Raw genomic sequence first — 18,447 nt, 5'->3', positions numbered from 1 at the left:
AAGCGATAAGGTTTGCAAAAAACCGCAAAATTTTACCGCTAAGGTTTTTTGAAATTATTTGAATGTACAGTGTCGTTAGAACTTACGACATCAAATTTACAAAAGCATTTCACTAAGTCATGAAAAAATTGACCTCATTTCAAAGACCGAATTGGACCTTTTTCACCATTCTATTTTCCTGCATTTTTGGGATTGCAATCTATGCCGCCTGCAATGAAAAACCACGTTTTGAATTTGCTACTCCAACGACGCCGCTTTCCTTTCCCAAAGACTTGGCCTCTCACCCTGAATACCAAACGGAGTGGTGGTACGTCACAGGGCACTTAACATCGGAGGCCGGAAAATCGTATGGTTATGAGCTCACTTTTTTTCGAGTCGGATTGAAAGGCGAATCGGAAGGAATTGAAGCAAAGCAAATTTACTTAGGGCATTTTGCGCTCAGTGATATAAGCACGCGGAAGTTTTACTTCACTGAAAAGCAATCACGCGGGAAATTTGGCGATGCCGGCGCCTCCGCCGAATACTTTAAAACCTATCTTGGAAATTGGTCGATTCAAGAGTTGGGAAATTATATGCTCCTACAGGCTGAAACGGATACTTTCTCATTGGCATTAGTTTTAGAGCCTTTAAAAAAGCCTGTGCTTCACGGGAAGAATGGATACAGTCAAAAGGGACCGGAGTCATCAAATGCTTCGATGTATTTTTCTTACACAAGACTTAAAACCACAGGCGCAGTTACAGTACTTGGAAAGCGGGAAACGGTTCGGGGTGAGAGTTGGCATGATCACGAATTTGGAACCAGTCAGCTTTCGCAAGGTGTATTGGGATGGGATTGGTTTTCTCTTCAATTTGAGAATGGTACAGAGTTAATGCTTTATCAATTGAGGGAAGAATCGGGGATGTCGCCATTTTCTTCCGGTACATTTATTCAAGAAGATGGAACAACGATTTCACTTACTGCCGGCGATTTTGGAATTAAACCAACGTTATTTTACGAATCCTCTAAAAGCGGCGCACGATATCCGAAGGCTTGGACGGTCTCGATACCGAAGCTTTTGATGGAACTTGAAATTCAAACGAACATTGAAGATCAAGAACTCTTGACCAATGCTTCAACGAGAGTTACTTATTGGGAAGGAAGTGTTTCTGCAAATCTTAAAACAAATGGTGTAAATCCAAATTCGAGAGAAATCAGAGCGAAGGGTTATGTAGAGTTAACCGGATACGCCAAGCCATTCGAACAAAATTTTTAGGAGAACTCAATATCAATCTAATTTTAGTATTAGTGAGTTGATACTTTTGTTGATTCCATTAATGAATTTGCTTGCTTTGATACGAACCCTTGATACCCCCATTTTCTTTCAGCAAGTTCAAGAACGGAGAATGCAACCCCATCACGCATTTCTGGTTTAGTAAAAATTTGCCTGAGAGGCGATTCCGTTTCTCCGGTGATTTCGCCCGTAAATTCGAGACCTTCATGTGTTAACCTTTGAATTGCAAACTCTATATTTTCAACATTGATTGCAATGTGGTGAAGTGTTTGATCCCCAAATTTTTTTACCCATCCCGGAATCACGCATCCCGCTCCGCGCGCTCCCTTGAAGGCTTGATCAATGAAAACAGCGGGCTCTCCGGGAAATCGATACACTTTTGCCCACCAATTATCATGTTCAATTACGCCTAAGGTTAAATCTTCAAAGAACCCAATTTGAAGAAACTCTTTTGCACGCAATTCCACATTTTCCGTTCGAATCGTAATGTGGTCAATCAGTGGCTTTAGCCCAATTCCCATTTTTTGTAAGGTATTGGCAACCTTTGAAGCAGCTTGGTTATGAAGGAGATAATCCTCAACATAAGTTTGAATTAACTTATCAGCGGCGAGATAACGCTCGTTATTCATTCATTTCTCACTTATCAAATTGAAAAATAATCATCGAATAATAATCAATTTACCTTGCTTTTCAGGGAGGGAAGGCGACGTGATTCGGTATAAATAAACACCTGAAGAAACCGATTCGCCGGAGTTGGAATCTAAAAACCACTTCACGCCACCAAATTCATTATTAAACGAAAGGGTTTTTATGACTTTTCCAAGCGTATTATAAATGTAGAGATTACCTGATTGTGTGAGGTTCGCAAACATGATATACCCTTTGCCACTTGACGATTTATAAGGATTAGGGTAAGTATAAACTTGTTCAAGAGATGGAGCGGCACTATTAAATGAAACTTGATTCCCACCAAAAGCTGTATCGATGGCCTGTCCGGATAATGAAATAAGATTGCGAATCGTAAGCGTAATCGATTCTCCCGAACCAGTGAGCGGTCTGCCTGATGTTGAAATGCTCACCTTTCGATTTCCCTCAATGATACGGATTTCGCTTAGCTCAACATTTGAGGTAAATGTATAATTGGTTTTTATCAAAGCTTCCGTTTCCCGAATCGGAACATTGAACGTAAGATCCACTTGATTCGGAGATATCACTTTTTTTTCAGTGATATAAAGTCTTCCTTGCACTTCGTTCGCAATTAATACTCTTCTTGATGAATTAAGAGAATCAATTCTCGCCCCGGAGACACTCTTCAATCCATTTACTCGAATGTCATATTCACCATTTTGAATTTGATTTCCCGCAAAACCCAATACCAAAATTTTTCCACCCTTTGAAGAAATTACACTTGTTGGGATCAATGAATCATTGCTTTGAAGGCGAACGACGACAATATTCATCGGATTTATTTCTTCAACATTAACCGGATCTGAAAATTCTAGGCTAAATGTGTTTGAAGATTCTTTTACAACGGAAAGGAGACGCAACGGCAATGCTGGCTGAACAAAGAGAAAAGAGGTTGTGTCACTTTCATCAGTAGCGCTAAGGGAAGTCACTGCATAAACAAAGTACTTCCTTGGGTTCCGCTCGACAGTCGAATCAAGCCAAGTTGTATCGCTTGTTGTGACAAGAGGCTGAAGTGAAAAAGGGTAAGTTGGAAAGTCAGTGAATTCAGAACGATATACTTTATACTGCGTCGCATTTTGCCCTTTCCAATTTAACTTTATTTTAGATAGCGAAAGCGGCTCGGCATTGAGTCCGGTTGGCGCTAATGGCCCTTGATAGTTTTGATACTCTACAGCATAAGTTCGGAGATTATCCGAAAAATAAATTTCGTTTAGACCATTTGCATCGGCATCAAACACTGCAATGTTTTGTGCCGTTACATTTGGCAAATGCCAATAAGGCTTGAATTTTGATTGCGCCTCTTCCCACTTCAAAACATAAATGTTGGGATAAAAGAGAACTACTGCTTCGCTTGTTCCATTTTTATCAACATCAACAAGTGATAATGCAGCATTACGAAATTGTCCGTAGAAGCCACGCTTCCAAATCCGTTCGTACTTGTTATTTGAAACCGCTCGCCACAATTCAAGAAAATAAATCGGTGCTTCAAAATCGCGCAGTTCTGTTTGACCGATTTGATTTCGATATCCAATCAAAAATTCTTTTTTTCCATCACCATCAACATCACCGGTACTGATTAAAGTAGCCGTCGAAAAGCGGCCGGAGCGATACAGAAAGGTTGTGTCAAAGGCTTCTCCAATTCCGCTATATTCATAAATGAAAAAATTTCCATCGGCATCACTCATCAGCAATTCGGGTTTTGAATCCAAATCAAAATCTTCAATCGCGACCCGAGGTTCTTGAAAGAGTGGGCGCGCCCCATCTTTACTAATATCGACAGGGTTTTTCAGCGTTGCTATCTTCTCGTATCGAGAATTTAGAATAAAATATGTGGTATCATTTCTTGCAATCAAATGAGATTCCCCATTGCCCTTAACATCTCCGAATCGTGCACCCCAAAAGTTGAAAGTAAGTGTATCAGCAAATCGTATTGCTTGAAACGGACTTGAAGTTGGGGTATTTTGTGAATAGACAATACTTCGTCCGCCTCCCATCGCCAAAAGTTGGTAGTACGAAGCGGAATCACGAATATCCATCGGCAGAAATACAGCGGCGGAGTCAATCGCCTGAAATCCTTGACCCGTAAATTCAAATCGCTTTAACTGACCGAATGATGCACCAATTTCAGGACGAGCTTCGCTGATCACGACTTCCCTTCTACCGTTTCGATTATAATCCACGGCTTTGTTCAAAATCCATCCGGCAGGTAGCCTCAATTGCGGTTTTTCTCGAAAAAGAAATTGTCCAAAAGTCGGTTGTTGAAGTTTTTCTGAAGTGATAGAAAAATTTACCCATTCACCGATTTCCTTTACCCCGGTTCGGTTTATAGCCTCTACCCTTCCCCGATAAAATATTCCGGGTGATAAAGTCGATGTTGAGATAAAATCAAAATGATTTTGCGCTTCAGTTGGAAATCGAAACAGCCGCTCCTCTTCATTCAAGCCATTGCTTTCAATTCTAAAAAATGCGCTACTAAGACCTTTCGTTTTGAAAGCGACCAAGAGTACCTCTTCATCATTCCGATAAACAGGTTCAACAGTAAGGTTTGAAATCAATGGCCTCCTTGAATCAATCGTGACGCGAATTCGGTTTTCGATTCTTCTTCCGTTTCGCTCTTTAACCAGCAAACGAATTGTATAATCTGAATCGGGTAGTGAGATGATATTCCAAGTCGCAAGCGTATCGACGATACGAATTTGATTCACTTCATTGGTTATAGTTGTCCAATCATTTGCGCCTGAAATCCCGGGTTGAAAAAACACTTGGTATGATTCAAAATTCGGTGAATTTGCCGTTCCAACTATTGAAATATTTCCCTCTGTTTGAGAAAGTCCTGAGTCATACAATGGAAAATTGATTTTCGCAATTGGCGTTGCTCGCATTTGCACGGCAAGCGCTGCATCAAGTCTGCCTGAGGCCGTAAAGTGATCCCAACCAATTGATTCAAGATCTCTTGCTGTCCCTACAATTGCACCCCGGACTTGCTCCGGAGAAAAGCGGGGATTAATTGAAAGAATGAGTGCTGCTACTCCTGCAACATGAGGAGCCGCGGCGCTTGTACCGCTAAAGAAATCGGTATAGTAGCCGTCATAAAACGGAACTGTTGTTGGAATGCCACTTCCCGGCGCACAAACCGCAAGGCGAATACCAAAAGTGGTAAATTGGGTAAGAAAATCATTTTCATCCGTTGCTCCAACGGCCATTCCTTCCATATAACCTGCAGGATAACGCGACTGATCTCCGCCGGCATTCCCTGATGAAAAGCACATAACCACGCCGCGCTCATACGCGTATTCAATTGCATCTCTCATGATCGGTGAATAAACGACATCGCCGAAACTCATATTGAGCACCTGAATGCCATTATCGGCGGCGTAAATTATCGCTGAAGCAATATCATAGTCATCTGCCAAGTCACCTGCGAAACCACCGCTTGCCGAGAATACCCGCAAAGCCACAAGTTTGCAATTTGGTGCAACACCGCTTACCCCAATTTGATTTGAAGAAACAGCGGCAGCAATTCCAGCGCAAGCCGTACCGTGAGAATTATCATCAAAAGGATCGGGGTCTGCGGTTTGAAAGTCGGAGAAACCAACCAGATTATCGACATTGAACGGTTGATCGACAAAATCCCAACCAATCACATCATCGGGATAGCCATTTCCATCTTGATCGATTTCATCGAAATCGCCGGTTATTCCATTGGCATCCAATTCAAATGTAAGCGGATTCCTTCGCTCCTTGAACGACCAAGGCTCAAAACGCCCATTACGATTGATATCTTCAGGTGTGTTAATCCAAATATTATCTAGTAGATCGGGGTGAGTGTAGTCTATTCCTGTATCAATAATTCCAATTCGAACATTTGGGCTACCACGAGTGATTTGCCACGCTTTTTCAATTCCAATTTTTCTGAGATTCCACTGACGCGGAAAAAGCGAATCATTTTCAGCAATTGATTCACTTAATGGATTTTGGTTCTTCGATTCAAGGGTTTGTTCTCTTTCATCTGCAGGGGTATTGTCTAAAGAAATTTGAAGGGTTTGGTAAACATACTCAACCCCTTCTAGCTGCTTTAAACTTACGATTGCAGCATCAAGAGCACTTTGAGTTTTATCTTTTAATCGAATGGAAAATATGCGTTCGATTCCTTTTCCTCTTTGGGAGTTGTAAGATTGCAATTCTCTTTTTGAAGAATGCGACGAAATTGACTGAACCGATTCAATTTCAAGACGCGTTTTTTCAACTTGTAGAAATGTGGCTTCGGGGCTTTTTGATTTCGACTGATAACCAAATTTACCTTTAGCGTATTTCGTTACTTGATTCTGAAATTCACTTAGAGTTAATCGATTCACAGAGTTGCGAAGCTTCACAATAATCTTTGATCCACTTCTCGAAAGCCGATTTTCTTTATGGAATTTTTTTCTCGCGCCTTCTTCTCTGACACCCCGCTTCGCAAGTAATGGTGAAGGCAACTGAGCAATGACAGTACTTGAAAAAACTGTGCAGAGAATGAGAAAAGAAAAAATGAGTTTATTGGAGTTCATGAAAAATCGGCATGATAGCAAAACTGAAAAGGTTGAATTTATAAGGATGAGCAACGAAATCAAGGGATAAATCCTGTCCAAATGACTTCACAGTGAAAAACTAAAAATGAATGAAAAGTCATTACAATTGTTTCAACCGCTCCATCAAATTGGAGATGTCATTATTATCCTGATAAATTCCAAATCCAAATCTTAAGCGTCTTCCCCGTCGATCAATTTCAACTTTTAATTCACTAAGCCTTTTTTCAACTTCCTCCGCATGTTCCAAATCAAAAGTGATAAAGTGACCGCGATAGCTCTTTTCCAATTGAACGAGGTTAAAATCAATTATCTCTCCGCTTGCAGTTTTCGATGAATCTTTTGGCAATGCAGGAATAATGGTTTGAAATGGAAGTTTTTTGGGCTGATATTTTAAGAGTTCACTTAGAAATTGACTTTGAAGCCCTTTTACATACTGATGAATCATTTCAACCGTTATTTTCTCTTTATCAATCTCTTCCATTACCGCGTTAAATCGATATACTCCCGATGGGTCGAAGGTTGAACCCCAATAACGAAATGCATCGTTACTGTATGAGACTTTCTCCTCAGGGCCTTCACTCAAGCTTCCAAAACCGGCAAACCAGCCTGTATTGATGGGCCGATGTGAACATCCCTTTGGAATACAAAGAAAACAAACGCCTTCGCCCGACATTGCATATTTATATCCGCCTGATAGATAAAAGACGCGATTTGAAAGCAGAGCTAAATCCGTAGGTATAGCCATAAACCCGTGATAACCATCAATCACAATCAGGGTTTCAGGTGCGTTCACTGAATCCACAATTTTTTTGAGATTCTGAACCACATACCCCGAATTAAAAAACACCTGACTAAAGAAAACCAAATCATATTGCTTTTTGGCTGCTTCTAAAAACCTTGTTTCAAAAGTTTCGAAAGGCTCAGTGGAGATACGAGTGACATCAAGCACCTTCTCTTCTTCCATTCGTAGTATTTGACGTGTGAAAGAGTGAAACTCTGAATCCGTCGTTAAAACTTTCAGTTTCTTTCCCTTCTTAAGTTGTTGCCAATTCAGGGATGAAAGCAAGCGCACCACAAATTCGTGTGTATTCGGTGCAAAAGCGATTTGTTCATGATACGGCCAATTCAGTATTGAAGAGATATGTTTTTGAGCTTTTGGAATTTCATTTCCAAAAATTTCATCCCATTTACGGTCGCGCATTTTTTCGGCAAGTTGCCAATATCGCAATTGACCTACTTTCGCCACATTTGGCCATAGGTGATGGCTATGTGCCGCGAAATGCAGATGATCCCCCAATTGACCAATGAAGTCACTAAAAAGTGGTTTGTAATTCATCGCCGTGATTGACTCTTAAAATAAACTTGAATTCAAATTGAATCCAAAATAAGGAATAGAAATCTTTCTTTCTTTCGCTATCTTAAATGAAATGAACGAAAAAACCGACTCAACTTGGTTTGTACCTCTTTACCACATTGGTGCTTATTGGTTGAACGGAAGAAATGGAGGAATACTATGAACGAAAGTCCCAACTCAATCGAGGTTGCGGGTGTAGAAACCCTTGGCAAAATTGAAAGTGACGCTTCACTTTCAAAAACATACTCGGTAGCGCACAGTTCTGCCGACCATACCGAAAAACCTTCCCCACACTTACCATTTACATTTCGACAAGACCTTGAACCCATCGATTCCATTAAGCCTCTGAAACTTTTGTTTATTACGCCTAAAGGAAAAAAAGAAGAGGATACAAGTCAAAAAGCCTTGTTTTCAATGGCAATTGGGGTTCTGGTGAGTATCACACCGAAACAGCATCATATTGAAATAGTCGATGAGCTTTTTGGAGATGAAATTCCTTATGATAAAGATTTTGATTTGATTGGCCTCACTGCCCGTACAATGAATGTGACACGAGCCTACGACATCGCCGATGAGTTTCGCAGGCGGGGCAAAAAAGTTCTGATTGGCGGGGTTCACGTGTCTTTCAATTATGATGAAGCAAAACAACATGTCGATTCCGTAGTATGCGGTGAAGCAGAAAATCTTTGGGCGTATGTGATTCAAGATGCGTCGCGTGGTGTTCTCCGCGCCCGTTATGATGCAAAGGAATTTCCTCCGGTGAAGGAAGTTCCGGTATTGGATTATGAACGTATTTTTTCTGCCAGCAAACGAGGCAAAGTCGATGCACGGAAATCCATTCCGATTTATATGACGCGTGGCTGTCCTTACACATGCTCGTTTTGTGTAACACCTAATTTCACCGGCCGTTTGTATCGCATTCAATCGCAATCGACCATAAAAGAGCAAGTTGAGAGCGCTAAAAAAATTTGGTTTGAAACATCTAAATACGGTACAAAGCCGTGGTTTATGTTTACAGACGAAAACTTAGGCGTTAATAAACAGCGCATGTATGAAATTCTTGAAGTATTAGAAACCTGCGATATCAAATTCAGCACTTTTATCAGCATGAATTTTCTTGAAGATGTTGAAAGTGTTCGCCGTTTGGTTCGAGCGGGGTGCGTTATGGCACTTGTCGGATTTGAATCTGTCAATCAAGCAACGGTTGACCAATATGATAAATGGAAAATGAACACCGTTGGAAAGTATTCCGAAATCATACGTAATTGCCGAAAAGAGGGGTTGAATGTTCAAGGCAATTTCTTAACCAACCCAGCAATTGATACTTATGAAGATATGGCAGCTGTTGAAAAATTTGTGAGTGAAAATTATTTGATGATGCCCATTTATTCAATACTGACGCCTTATCCCGGCACACAAATGTATCGTGAATACAAGGCGAAAGGGTTGATTGTCGATGAGGATTGGGATAAATACACCGCGCACAACCTTGTGATTCGCTGCGATAAATTTGACCCGCTTGAATTTCAGGTTCGTTATATGAAGCACTTCATCAATTTTTACAAGTGGAGCACCATTTTTAAGCGCGTTTTCTTTAACCCAGAGAAAATGATTAACCTCGTGACAAGTCTCATCTTCAAGAGAAATTTAAAGGATCAATTGAGGAGCATTGAAAATGGGAAGAAAGCACCTATTCAAAAAGTCAAAGCGTTAGAAGTTCAACCGCTTGAAACTATATAAAATTGTCTGGTGTGCGGTTGGTTTTTTGGTTTATTCCTCTATATTTGCTTGCCCATTTTGGGTAAAACAACAAAATCATTTAGTACAATGAAAAAGACACTCACAGTCCTTTTAATCGCAGCAGTCATGACTTGCTCGCTCAGTTCTTGCTTTACAAACCAACATATTGTTGGCGAAGGACCAAAAGGCAATACAAAAGTGGAAGAACGCCAATGGTATGTTCTTTGGGGTTTAGTACCACTTAACAAAGTTGATTCTCAAAAAATGGCTGGTGGTGCTGCAAATTATGAAGTCAAAACAACACATTCGTTTTTAGATGTTGTAATCGGTCTTTTCACCTCGGTTGTTACTGTTTATCCTCGAACAGTTGAAGTTACCAAGTAATTGTTTCTTTAAATGAAGTGAAAAAGCCCCGACTTTCGGGGCTTTTTCTTTTTAAACTTTATGAAATAATCTTAGAAATCGCCACCAATTGAAATGTGATATACCGGCATTGAAGTGCCATTTAAATCCCATTTCCACGCCATATCAAATCTTAAGATAAAATAGAAAAGCACGGTTCTAAATCCCCACCCAAAACCCGCAAGCAAATCTTGTAACCGACCATTCGATGAGATTTTCCACGCTTCCGTATTTGTCCAAGCGGAACCTACATCGGCAAACAAAACGCCTTGCAAGTAATAGAATGGAATCGGGATTGGGCCAAGGGCTAAGTACTGTAGAAATGGAAATCTAAGTTCAAGATTGGCAAGTGCAAATTTAGTTCCGTTTGCCGCGTTGAGTGGATGACCTCGAAGCGGAATCGCGGGTGTGGTGAAAAGAAAATCCTGAACTTCCGAAATGGGAATAACCTGCTGAGAAAATTGACGATTAATCCAATTTTCAGTTCCTCCAATAAAAAATTTCTGGGGATTGGAACCGATGCTATACGCACCGGAAAAGCGCACCACAAACGAATAGTATTGCCAAAAATTAAAATAAGTTCGGTAATCGGCTAAAATAGAGCCGAAGGATATTCCGCTTAAAGCGGTTCCACTGAGCCTTACAGCATAACGGGTGCCATCGATTGGAGAATAAAGAAAGGGACGCGTATCGTCGTGCGTGTAAGTGAGGCTTGGGTAAAGGATATTTCGCGTGTCGTTTCCGATGTTTTCTTGGGTGTTTTCTTTTGTTAACCACAAGTAACTTAGCCCTGCATCAATGCGGTTTAAGCGATCAATCGGGTAAGACACATTGAATTCTGCTCCATAAGTTCTAAATCTGAATAAAGAGGAAGAGAAGGCATCCTGCCCTAAAACAAGAAAGCGTGCCGTGTGATAAAGGTTCACCGCATAATCCATTCGATTTCCTAAATAAGCATATTGAAGCCCGTAGTTGCTATTCTGCAAATCGAATTGAAGGTTTGTAAAAATGGAGAGTTGATGATCGCCGAGCAGATCGCTGAAAGCAAAGAGTGCAGAGCCTTGTGCTCCCCAAATGCCATCGATTCCCGCGCCACCGTAAATAATATCGGGTGAAAAGTTAAGTTTATAACGCCTTGGACGATATTCGCCGCCTTCATCAATGTTATTGCGTCTGCGCCGATTTTCATCCTCGATTGTTAATTGGTCTTTTGCGGTATCCTGCTGAATTTTCCGCTCTGCCTGCGCCATAAACCCACGATCAAAGACGAAATTCTTTACATTCACTTTTGGTGCACTATACACACGCTTTGAAGAGTCTTCTATCGCAGCAGCTCGTGCGATAGCCTTTGCACTGTCTTCCTTTGCTGGGCTTGCAATTGGCACTCGGTACGACCCATTTCCTATCATTTGACGCATCGCTGAAGTCACTTCCGTAAATCTTTTGGTTTGAGAAGCAACCATCTTCCCGCCCCAATTCGTGGGTTCTAAGAAACCCTCAGCGGTTAGGAAGTTCAACTGCCGGTCAAAAGGCATACGCAATAGATAAATATCAAAGCCACCATAGTCTAAACCCACCGCAATGAGTTTGCTGCCATCGGAGGACATCGATATTTGCCGAATACCGGTTAATAGATTTGTCACCGGTCGAATTTTGGGAATCGTGGTTGAACGGTCGGTATTGATCAGTGGGGCTTTCTCAACAGTTGCTAACTCAAGTTCATACACATTGAGCACGCCGTTCAAATCAGAAACAAAGAGCATTTTTTTGCCATCGGGAGAAAGTACGGGCGATGTTTCATCAATGCCTTTTGTAGCGGTGAGACGCTTCAAACTTCCTCTGAAATTTGAATTTTGATCAAATATTAACTCGTACAAATCTAACTGTGAATAATCATGAACGCGCATATCTTCATTTAGTGCTGGGATTACATAATCGATATCCGGAATCGGGTCGCCTTGGATGAAGGTATAAGGCGAAGTTTTCAAACTGTCTTGACGATCAGAAGAAAAATAAATTTTCTTTCCATCCGGCGACCATTGCGGGTCACTATCGGAATAAATATCGTTGGTCAGGTTTGTGATTTGCTTTGAATTAAAATCATAGACATACACATCGCTTTTGTAGTTGTAAAGCCCAATAAAAGCGAGCCTTCCGCCATCCGGAGACCAATCAACCGAGTATATCCCGTTCATATTAAATGTGTACTTCTCGATCTCTTCTGTTTCAACATCAATGACCATAATGGCATCTTCGCCACCGGCTTTGGTGGCAAGCGCGATTTTTTTCCCATCCGGAGACCAAGTTAGCCCGGGAGTAAGGATCTTTAGTTCTTCGAAATCGCGGGAGCGCTGACCGCTGATTACTCGCTTGGCTTGCTCGGGATTGACGGTAGAGCCGACATAGATATCGAAATAGCCGCTGCGGTCGGTGATGAAGGCAAACCGGTCACCTTGCGGTGAAATCGCGGGTGAGGTGTTGTAATTGCTACCATCTTTACGATGATCGGTGAGGCGTTTCATAATCGTATTGATGTCTTCGCGCTTGGCAATTTCAGGCCAATAGGTCACTTTCATTTCCCGAAGCCACCGCTCTGAAAGCTCTTCAACATTTAAGCCCAGCGAGCCTTTGAAAGCCACATCAATGCTGCGAGACGCTCGCAACCGACCCATTATTTCGCCAATCTTTTCGCGACCGTATTTTTGAGAGACATAACGCCACACCGATTGACCACCGCGGTAAGCAAAGTAGCCCGAGAGATATGGAATCGGGGGAAGGTAGTTGTTGATAATGGCGTCGGTGATGAACATATCGGAATTGGTATCCCACTCTAAGGGTTGATACTCGGCAATTCCTTCGTTAAACCAAAGCGGGATTTGAAGCTGAACATTATTGCGAATGGCTGATTGGATGGACCCACCATATATCATATCATTCACTACGGCGTGAATGAGTTCGTGATGAATGACATGACGGAACTGCTTGTAATCGCCGGTAAAGGGAACAACAATGCGATTTTTATAAAGCTCCGTTACCCCACCAACGCCCTCGGAGAGATACTCTTGAATGACATTATTCTGTTGAAAATCGGTTTGGGAATTAAAAACAATAAGCGCGATTCGGTTGGTGATTTCATATTTGAAATCTTTGCGAATGGTAAAGTATGCGGATTCGAGGGCATCGGCGGTGAAGCGTGCGAGATAGTCGCCTCCTTCACTGTAATACACATCGAAGTGCTCAGATTGCAACGAATACCACTCAAAATTTTTGTATTGAACTTTGTTTTTTCCAAAGAAAAAATACTGCGCGTTTGACTCCGCGAAAAAGAGTGAAAAAAGCAGGGTTGCAAAAAGTAATTTTCTCATATTTCTAAGATCACTCAATCTGTTCGTTACGATAAAACTGAATTAACAAAAAAAACTTGGACTGTTTGGTGATTCAGACAATCTTATTCATAAACCGTTTAAATCACTTTTTTCATTTGAAGGTTCTCACTTTATCTCCAAAACTTCACAAAAAATAAATCTTGGTGGTTTCATTTTTATGTATTTTTGAGAAGTTTCGTTAAAATGAAAGGAGTACTTTATGAAAACCGTTACCGCCTCTGAAGCCGTGCGTCATATCCATTCAAACGCACGAATTTTTATCCACACCGCTGCAGCCACGCCAACCGTGCTTTTACAAGCACTTGATGAACGCGCCAACGATTTGCAAGACTTGGAATTTATTCACCTTCATACCGAGGGAGTTGCCCCACAAGTGAAGGCTGAGTATGCCAATCGCTTTCGCGACAGTTCGCTCTTCATTGGCTCTAATGTACGCAAAGCCGTTCAAGAAGGCCGTGCTGATTACATCCCAATTTTTCTTTCTGAAACCCCACTTCTCTTTCGCCGCAATATTTTGCCGCTCGATTTCGCTTTAATTCAAGTTTCACCGCCCGATAAACACGGCTTTTGCTCGCTCGGCGTTTCGGTCGATTGCTCAAGAGCTGCAGTACAAACGGCCAAGCATGTGATTGCGCAAATCAACCCGAATATGCCTCGCTCTCACGGCGATGGAATTATTCACATCAGTGAAATTGATTCTTTGGTTGAGGTCGATACGCCCATTTTTGAAATTGCACCGGAACCCTTAGACGAGCTTTCACTTGCAATCGGTAAAAACGTGGCTGAAATCATTGAAGACGGCGCAACGCTTCAAATGGGTATCGGCAATATTCCGAATGCCGTGCTTGCTTCACTCACCAATCACAAACGCTTGGGTATTCATACCGAGATGTTTTCGGATGGGATTATTCCGCTTGTGGAATCGGGCGTGATTACGGGTGAAGAGAAACGCATTCATCCCTATAAAATTGTCGGAACCTTTGCGATGGGCACGCGCAAGCTTTATGACTTTATCGACGATAACCCGCAAGTGGTGATGCTTGATGTTCAATATGTTAATGATACCGCCGTCATTCGCCGTAATCCGAAAGTCACGGCAATTAACAGTGCCATTGAGATTGATTTGACCGGACAAATTTGTGCCGATTCGATTGGGGCGAAAATGTATTCCGGCGTTGGCGGGCAGATGGACTTTGTTCGCGGGGCGTCGCTTTCGGAAGGAGGGAAACCGATTTTCGCGCTTCCTTCCACCACATCCAAAGGGGAAACGCGCATTGTACCTTATTTGAAACAAGGCGCGGGCGTGGTGACCACACGGGCACATGTTCATTATATTGTCACGGAATACGGCGTTGTGAATTTGCACGCAAAGAGTTTGCGGGAACGCGCTGAACTTTTAGCTTCTATCGCACATCCCAATCATCGCGAGTCGCTTTTGGCTACAGCGCATGAACGCTTTGGGGTGAAGTCTTTTTCGACGGTATAAATCAAAGAAAAATATGGAAAGAGTATTGACAATTTCAATCACTCTTTTATATTTGTGGCTTCAAATTTTGTGTTCATTGAATTTTTGGATTGGCTCTTTGAAACTTTAGAGCGTACTTGGGGGGTTACTCCTAAGTCTTTCTTCTCTACTTGCACCCGAAGCGACCTACTGTACAAAGGCGTGATTCGGTTGTTTCGAGGGTCAATCCGTATTGAGGTGTCGCCAAGTGGTAAGGCATCGGACTTTGAATCCGACATTCCTAGGTTCGAATCCTAGCACCTCAACGAGAAAGCTCGCAATTTGCGGGCTTTTTTTATTTGGAGAAATTCCCTTTGATTCAATCCTTAATTAATCATTCACCACATTATTCTCATCTTTTTCCCAATTGCGGGGGTTCTCACGAATGTATTTTTTAACTCTGTGAAAACCCTCCTCATCTCTTATGATGCGTTCATAATAATTGCGTTGCCAAACGGAAATGCCGGGGGAATTACGGATTTGATTGATTCGTTTGGCGGAAAATGTTTTCAATTGGCGGATGATTTCGGGTAATGGTTTTGGGGCGGGTACCATTGTTGGGGCAGGTTCAGAACCTGCCCCAACGGGGTCGATTGGGGCGGGTTTGGAACCCGCGCCAACAATAATTATGATTCCGTGGATGTGGTTGGGCATGATGATGAATTCATCCAATTGAATATTTGAATTGTGATTGGGTAAATCGTGCCACGTGAATTCAACAATTTTACCGAATTCATTCAACACCATTTCTTTTTTTACCACCTTGCCGAATAAAGATTCGCGATTATGGGTGCAAATGGTTTTACAATGTGGAGCCGAAAGTGGTCATTTGATTGAAGAGCGCAACGTTACGGGCGTGGCCCGTTTCGGATCTGCTGGACATAAGTGTATGGATTATGTTGATGAAATAAGAAAAATAAAGAGAAAAGAAAATGTATAGTAAAAATAATGAAAAAGGATAACTAAGGAAAACGGTTAAGCATAATTAATATTAGAAAATAAGTTTCATCATTTCAAATAGCATGAAGACTTAAATTCACTTCACAAAAAGAAGAAGAATTGAAAACCAACTAAATAAAAACATCAATTTACTTTAAACATTATAAAGACACGATTGTTTGAATTGCATCTTCAAGTTGACTGATTGCGTTATCGAGTTCTGAAATTGAATCTTCTAGCTTTTGTCCAGTACTTGATGACTGCAAACCTTCAGATAAGTTATCATATTTATCTTGTTCTGAGTCTCTAATTTCCTCAACAATTAAGATCGATTTTTGAATTAAATCGATTGCTGCTTTTAATCGGTTTCTGTCTTGATTATTCATCTGTATTTCCAATATATTTTTTTTGAAAATATTTATTTAGGAAAATCTAATTGTCAGCACGATTAAAGCCTTTTGAATGATTTTGTAATGGATTTTAATAATACTTCCAATTTTCCACCCACATTAGCATAACCTACTATGATTTCATCAGCAAGTTTAACCATAAGTAAATTTCGCTTTTCGGCGTTTTGGCTGCTTACTCGTTTTACCGATTTAACAAACGGTGTGATGATTAAAAGTCTGCCTTGTTCAAGTGGTTTTTCAAACTCAGGTTCTAATTTGTCTTTTAGTCCTCTTGCCAATGCCAATATGATGGGCTGTTTTCCTTTGAGCAGATAATGCAACACATCTTTTTCTATTTGGCTGTGAAAGCCGCTGATAACACAATTGCCTTTTTCTCTTTGCTCAATTGCCCAGTCATAGCATTTCAATACTACAGAAGCAGGAATTTTACGGCTGCATAAAAAAGCTGTTTTAGATTGCTTTAGCAGTTCTATGTTACCTATTTGTTCTTTTATTTGTAGCAGCATCTTTATCTTTATGTTCAATTACTACTTGGACACTATGTCCAACCTCTTGTCCAAGTTCAGAACTTATAACCACTTTAATACCTGCAACTCGGACATTATGTCCAAGCTATTGTCCAAGTTCATTAACTCATTCAGTTACAACATATTTATAATTAGGAGAATTTGCATCTTCTCCATTATCATGTATTAAATCAAGATCTTTCATTGCTGCAAGATGTCGTTGGGCAGTTTTATATCCAATGTTAAAATGAGCTGAATATTCCCTTGTGCTTACTTCTCCCACTGTTTTAAGCCATTCGTAACCACTTAGTTGAGCATCATTTAGCTTTGCTACGTTAGGATTATCAGCCGCTTTTTTTGCAGCCTCAATACTTCTTGGAAATTTCATAACCATATACGGGGCTTCATAAGAAACTAACGGCAAAGGCAAATTATGCTTTGTGGGCAAGTCTTTAATGGTTTGAAATCCTAAACCCCTTTGTTCAACCAACTCCATTTGGTCAAAAACATACATTATCTTGGGATTTCGACTTAATGAAGGAGCATTGAACCGCTTGATTTGTTCCAACGTAATTGGTTTAACCGGTTCGCCCGGGCTTTTAATGATAATGGCATCATCATTAATTTCAAAATAAATAGGAGCACCATCTATATCATAATCTCTATGAACAATAGCGTTAATGATAGCTTCACGTAAAACGACTAAGGGGTAATCGTAAGTAACTTTCCTTTCGGAAGCAGAACGGTCTATCTGTTTGCCAATATGGGTTACATACCATTGTTGAATTTTGTCTGCCTGAGAAATAAGCGGGCCTTGAATGGTTTCAATATCTTCTCCTCTACCTTTGGTTTTATACGTAGCTCTAATCAGCGCATTTTGGTAAATCAATTGCGGACGTTCGCCAAACAAGAGCAACCCTAAACCTGTGGGCAAATACTTATCATCTTTAAACTCCAAAACACCCAACTGAGTAAGTATTCTGTAAAATTTAGGAGTGTTAAGCTCGACATTTAGCTTGGCTTTGTTAATGAATGCTTCTAAATGCAGGTTCGACAAATCATCCAATTCAGCCCGTGGCTCCGTTCTTTCTTTTTCCGACAATACCACCGTGGGTATTTTCTCTTTTACTTTCTTGGCTCTATCTTCCGCTTCTTCAATAAATTGCTTGTTAGCATCACGAATTTGTTTTTGCAGGTCAACGTCAAACATTTCTACTTCAACGCCATTGTCGAGCAAATATTTTATACCCTTTCTATCTACTGATGGATCTGGGTCTTCAATGCCAATCCAAACTTTCTTAATGCGGGCATTTACAATTCTTTCTGCACAGCCCAGTTTAGGGTGATTTCTTGCTCCCGGAGCACAAGGTTCAAGTGTTGCAAATAGTATTGAGCCCTCCAAAGGATTGCTACGGTTCTTTCTTTCAAGTAATGTAAATTCTGCGTGGTCTCCGTGGCGAAGCTCACCCCTGAATGCAGTTTCTTCTGTGCCATCAGGTTTGATTAAAACTGCTCCTACTTTTGGGCTTACCTTATCTTTCCTTGGCTCTTGAATAGACTTATTCATTTCCGCAATAGCCAATTCCATATAGAGTCTTGGATTAAATGCTTTGTCTTCTTTTTTCTTTGCCATCTTATCTCTTTTTTTTTAAGCTAGTCATAGCATTTCAATACCACCGA

General features: G+C 41.0%; 12 protein-coding genes and 1 tRNA gene. 5 read left to right on the top strand and 8 right to left on the bottom strand.

What is annotated here, in order from left to right:
• Positions 1-119 precede the first annotated feature (119 nt).
• Positions 120-1,253, top strand: coding sequence for a lipocalin-like domain-containing protein (locus SFU91_12195; protein MDX2129785.1), 1,134 nt, complete (start codon positions 120-122; stop codon positions 1,251-1,253).
• A 29-nt stretch (positions 1,254-1,282) separates the two neighbouring features.
• On the opposite strand, the gene SFU91_12190 is transcribed toward SFU91_12195, so the two are convergent.
• The 3 genes from SFU91_12190 to SFU91_12180 all read right to left on the bottom strand — a co-directional run bounded on the left by SFU91_12190 (position 1,283) and on the right by SFU91_12180 (position 7,862).
• Positions 1,283-1,900 (bottom strand): hypothetical protein, encoded by a 618-nt coding sequence (locus SFU91_12190; GenBank protein MDX2129784.1) that lies wholly within the window; start codon positions 1,898-1,900, stop codon positions 1,283-1,285.
• A gap of 30 nt (positions 1,901-1,930) precedes the next feature.
• Entirely contained in the window at positions 1,931-6,505 is a 4,575-nt protein-coding gene (locus SFU91_12185; protein MDX2129783.1) for a S8 family serine peptidase, read from the bottom strand.
• A 121-nt stretch (positions 6,506-6,626) separates the two neighbouring features.
• Positions 6,627-7,862 carry an aminotransferase class V-fold PLP-dependent enzyme gene (locus tag SFU91_12180; protein ID MDX2129782.1) on the bottom strand — a complete coding sequence of 412 codons (1,236 nt, stop codon included), beginning with the start codon at positions 7,860-7,862 and terminating at the stop codon, positions 6,627-6,629.
• Between the two features lie 177 nt (positions 7,863-8,039).
• Here SFU91_12180 and SFU91_12175 point away from each other — a divergent pair, with 177 nt between their 5' ends.
• Together SFU91_12175 and SFU91_12170 are read left to right on the top strand one after the other, a co-directional pair.
• Positions 8,040-9,620: a radical SAM protein gene (locus SFU91_12175; protein MDX2129781.1), complete on the top strand. Its 1,581-nt coding sequence runs from the start codon at positions 8,040-8,042 to the stop codon at positions 9,618-9,620.
• 87 nt (positions 9,621-9,707) lie between these two features.
• Positions 9,708-10,004 carry a hypothetical protein gene (locus tag SFU91_12170; GenBank protein ID MDX2129780.1) on the top strand — a complete coding sequence of 99 codons (297 nt, stop codon included), beginning with the start codon at positions 9,708-9,710 and terminating at the stop codon, positions 10,002-10,004.
• A gap of 71 nt (positions 10,005-10,075) precedes the next feature.
• On the opposite strand, the gene SFU91_12165 is transcribed toward SFU91_12170, so the two are convergent.
• Positions 10,076-13,387, bottom strand: coding sequence for a hypothetical protein (locus SFU91_12165; protein MDX2129779.1), 3,312 nt, complete (start codon positions 13,385-13,387; stop codon positions 10,076-10,078).
• Positions 13,388-13,607: 220 nt separating this feature from the next.
• Here SFU91_12165 and SFU91_12160 point away from each other — a divergent pair, with 220 nt between their 5' ends.
• Positions 13,608-14,894 (top strand): acetyl-CoA hydrolase/transferase C-terminal domain-containing protein, encoded by a 1,287-nt coding sequence (locus SFU91_12160; GenBank protein MDX2129778.1) that lies wholly within the window; start codon positions 13,608-13,610, stop codon positions 14,892-14,894.
• A gap of 212 nt (positions 14,895-15,106) precedes the next feature.
• Positions 15,107-15,178: transfer RNA gene (locus SFU91_12155), tRNA-Gln, on the top strand.
• 64 nt (positions 15,179-15,242) lie between these two features.
• On the opposite strand, the gene SFU91_12150 is transcribed toward SFU91_12155, so the two are convergent.
• The 4 genes from SFU91_12150 to SFU91_12135 form a co-directional block, all read right to left on the bottom strand.
• On the bottom strand, positions 15,243-15,710 hold the full coding sequence (locus SFU91_12150) for a transposase (GenBank protein ID MDX2129777.1): 468 nt from the start codon (positions 15,708-15,710) through the stop codon (positions 15,243-15,245).
• A gap of 302 nt (positions 15,711-16,012) precedes the next feature.
• Positions 16,013-16,237 (bottom strand): hypothetical protein, encoded by a 225-nt coding sequence (locus SFU91_12145; protein ID MDX2129776.1) that lies wholly within the window; start codon positions 16,235-16,237, stop codon positions 16,013-16,015.
• Between the two features lie 62 nt (positions 16,238-16,299).
• A complete protein-coding gene (locus tag SFU91_12140) occupies positions 16,300-16,767 on the bottom strand; it encodes a hypothetical protein (GenBank protein ID MDX2129775.1) in 468 nt (155 codons plus the stop codon).
• 127 nt (positions 16,768-16,894) lie between these two features.
• Positions 16,895-18,400: an ATP-binding protein gene (locus SFU91_12135; protein ID MDX2129774.1), complete on the bottom strand. Its 1,506-nt coding sequence runs from the start codon at positions 18,398-18,400 to the stop codon at positions 16,895-16,897.
• Positions 18,401-18,447: the final 47 nt, after the last annotated feature.

The organism is Chloroherpetonaceae bacterium, from assembly GCA_033763895.1.
In the GTDB taxonomy this organism is placed as follows: Bacteria; Bacteroidota; Chlorobiia; order Chlorobiales; family Thermochlorobacteraceae; genus JANRJQ01.
The sequence above is the reverse complement of the archived record's forward strand: the minus strand, read 5'-3'. Positions and strand labels throughout refer to the sequence as shown.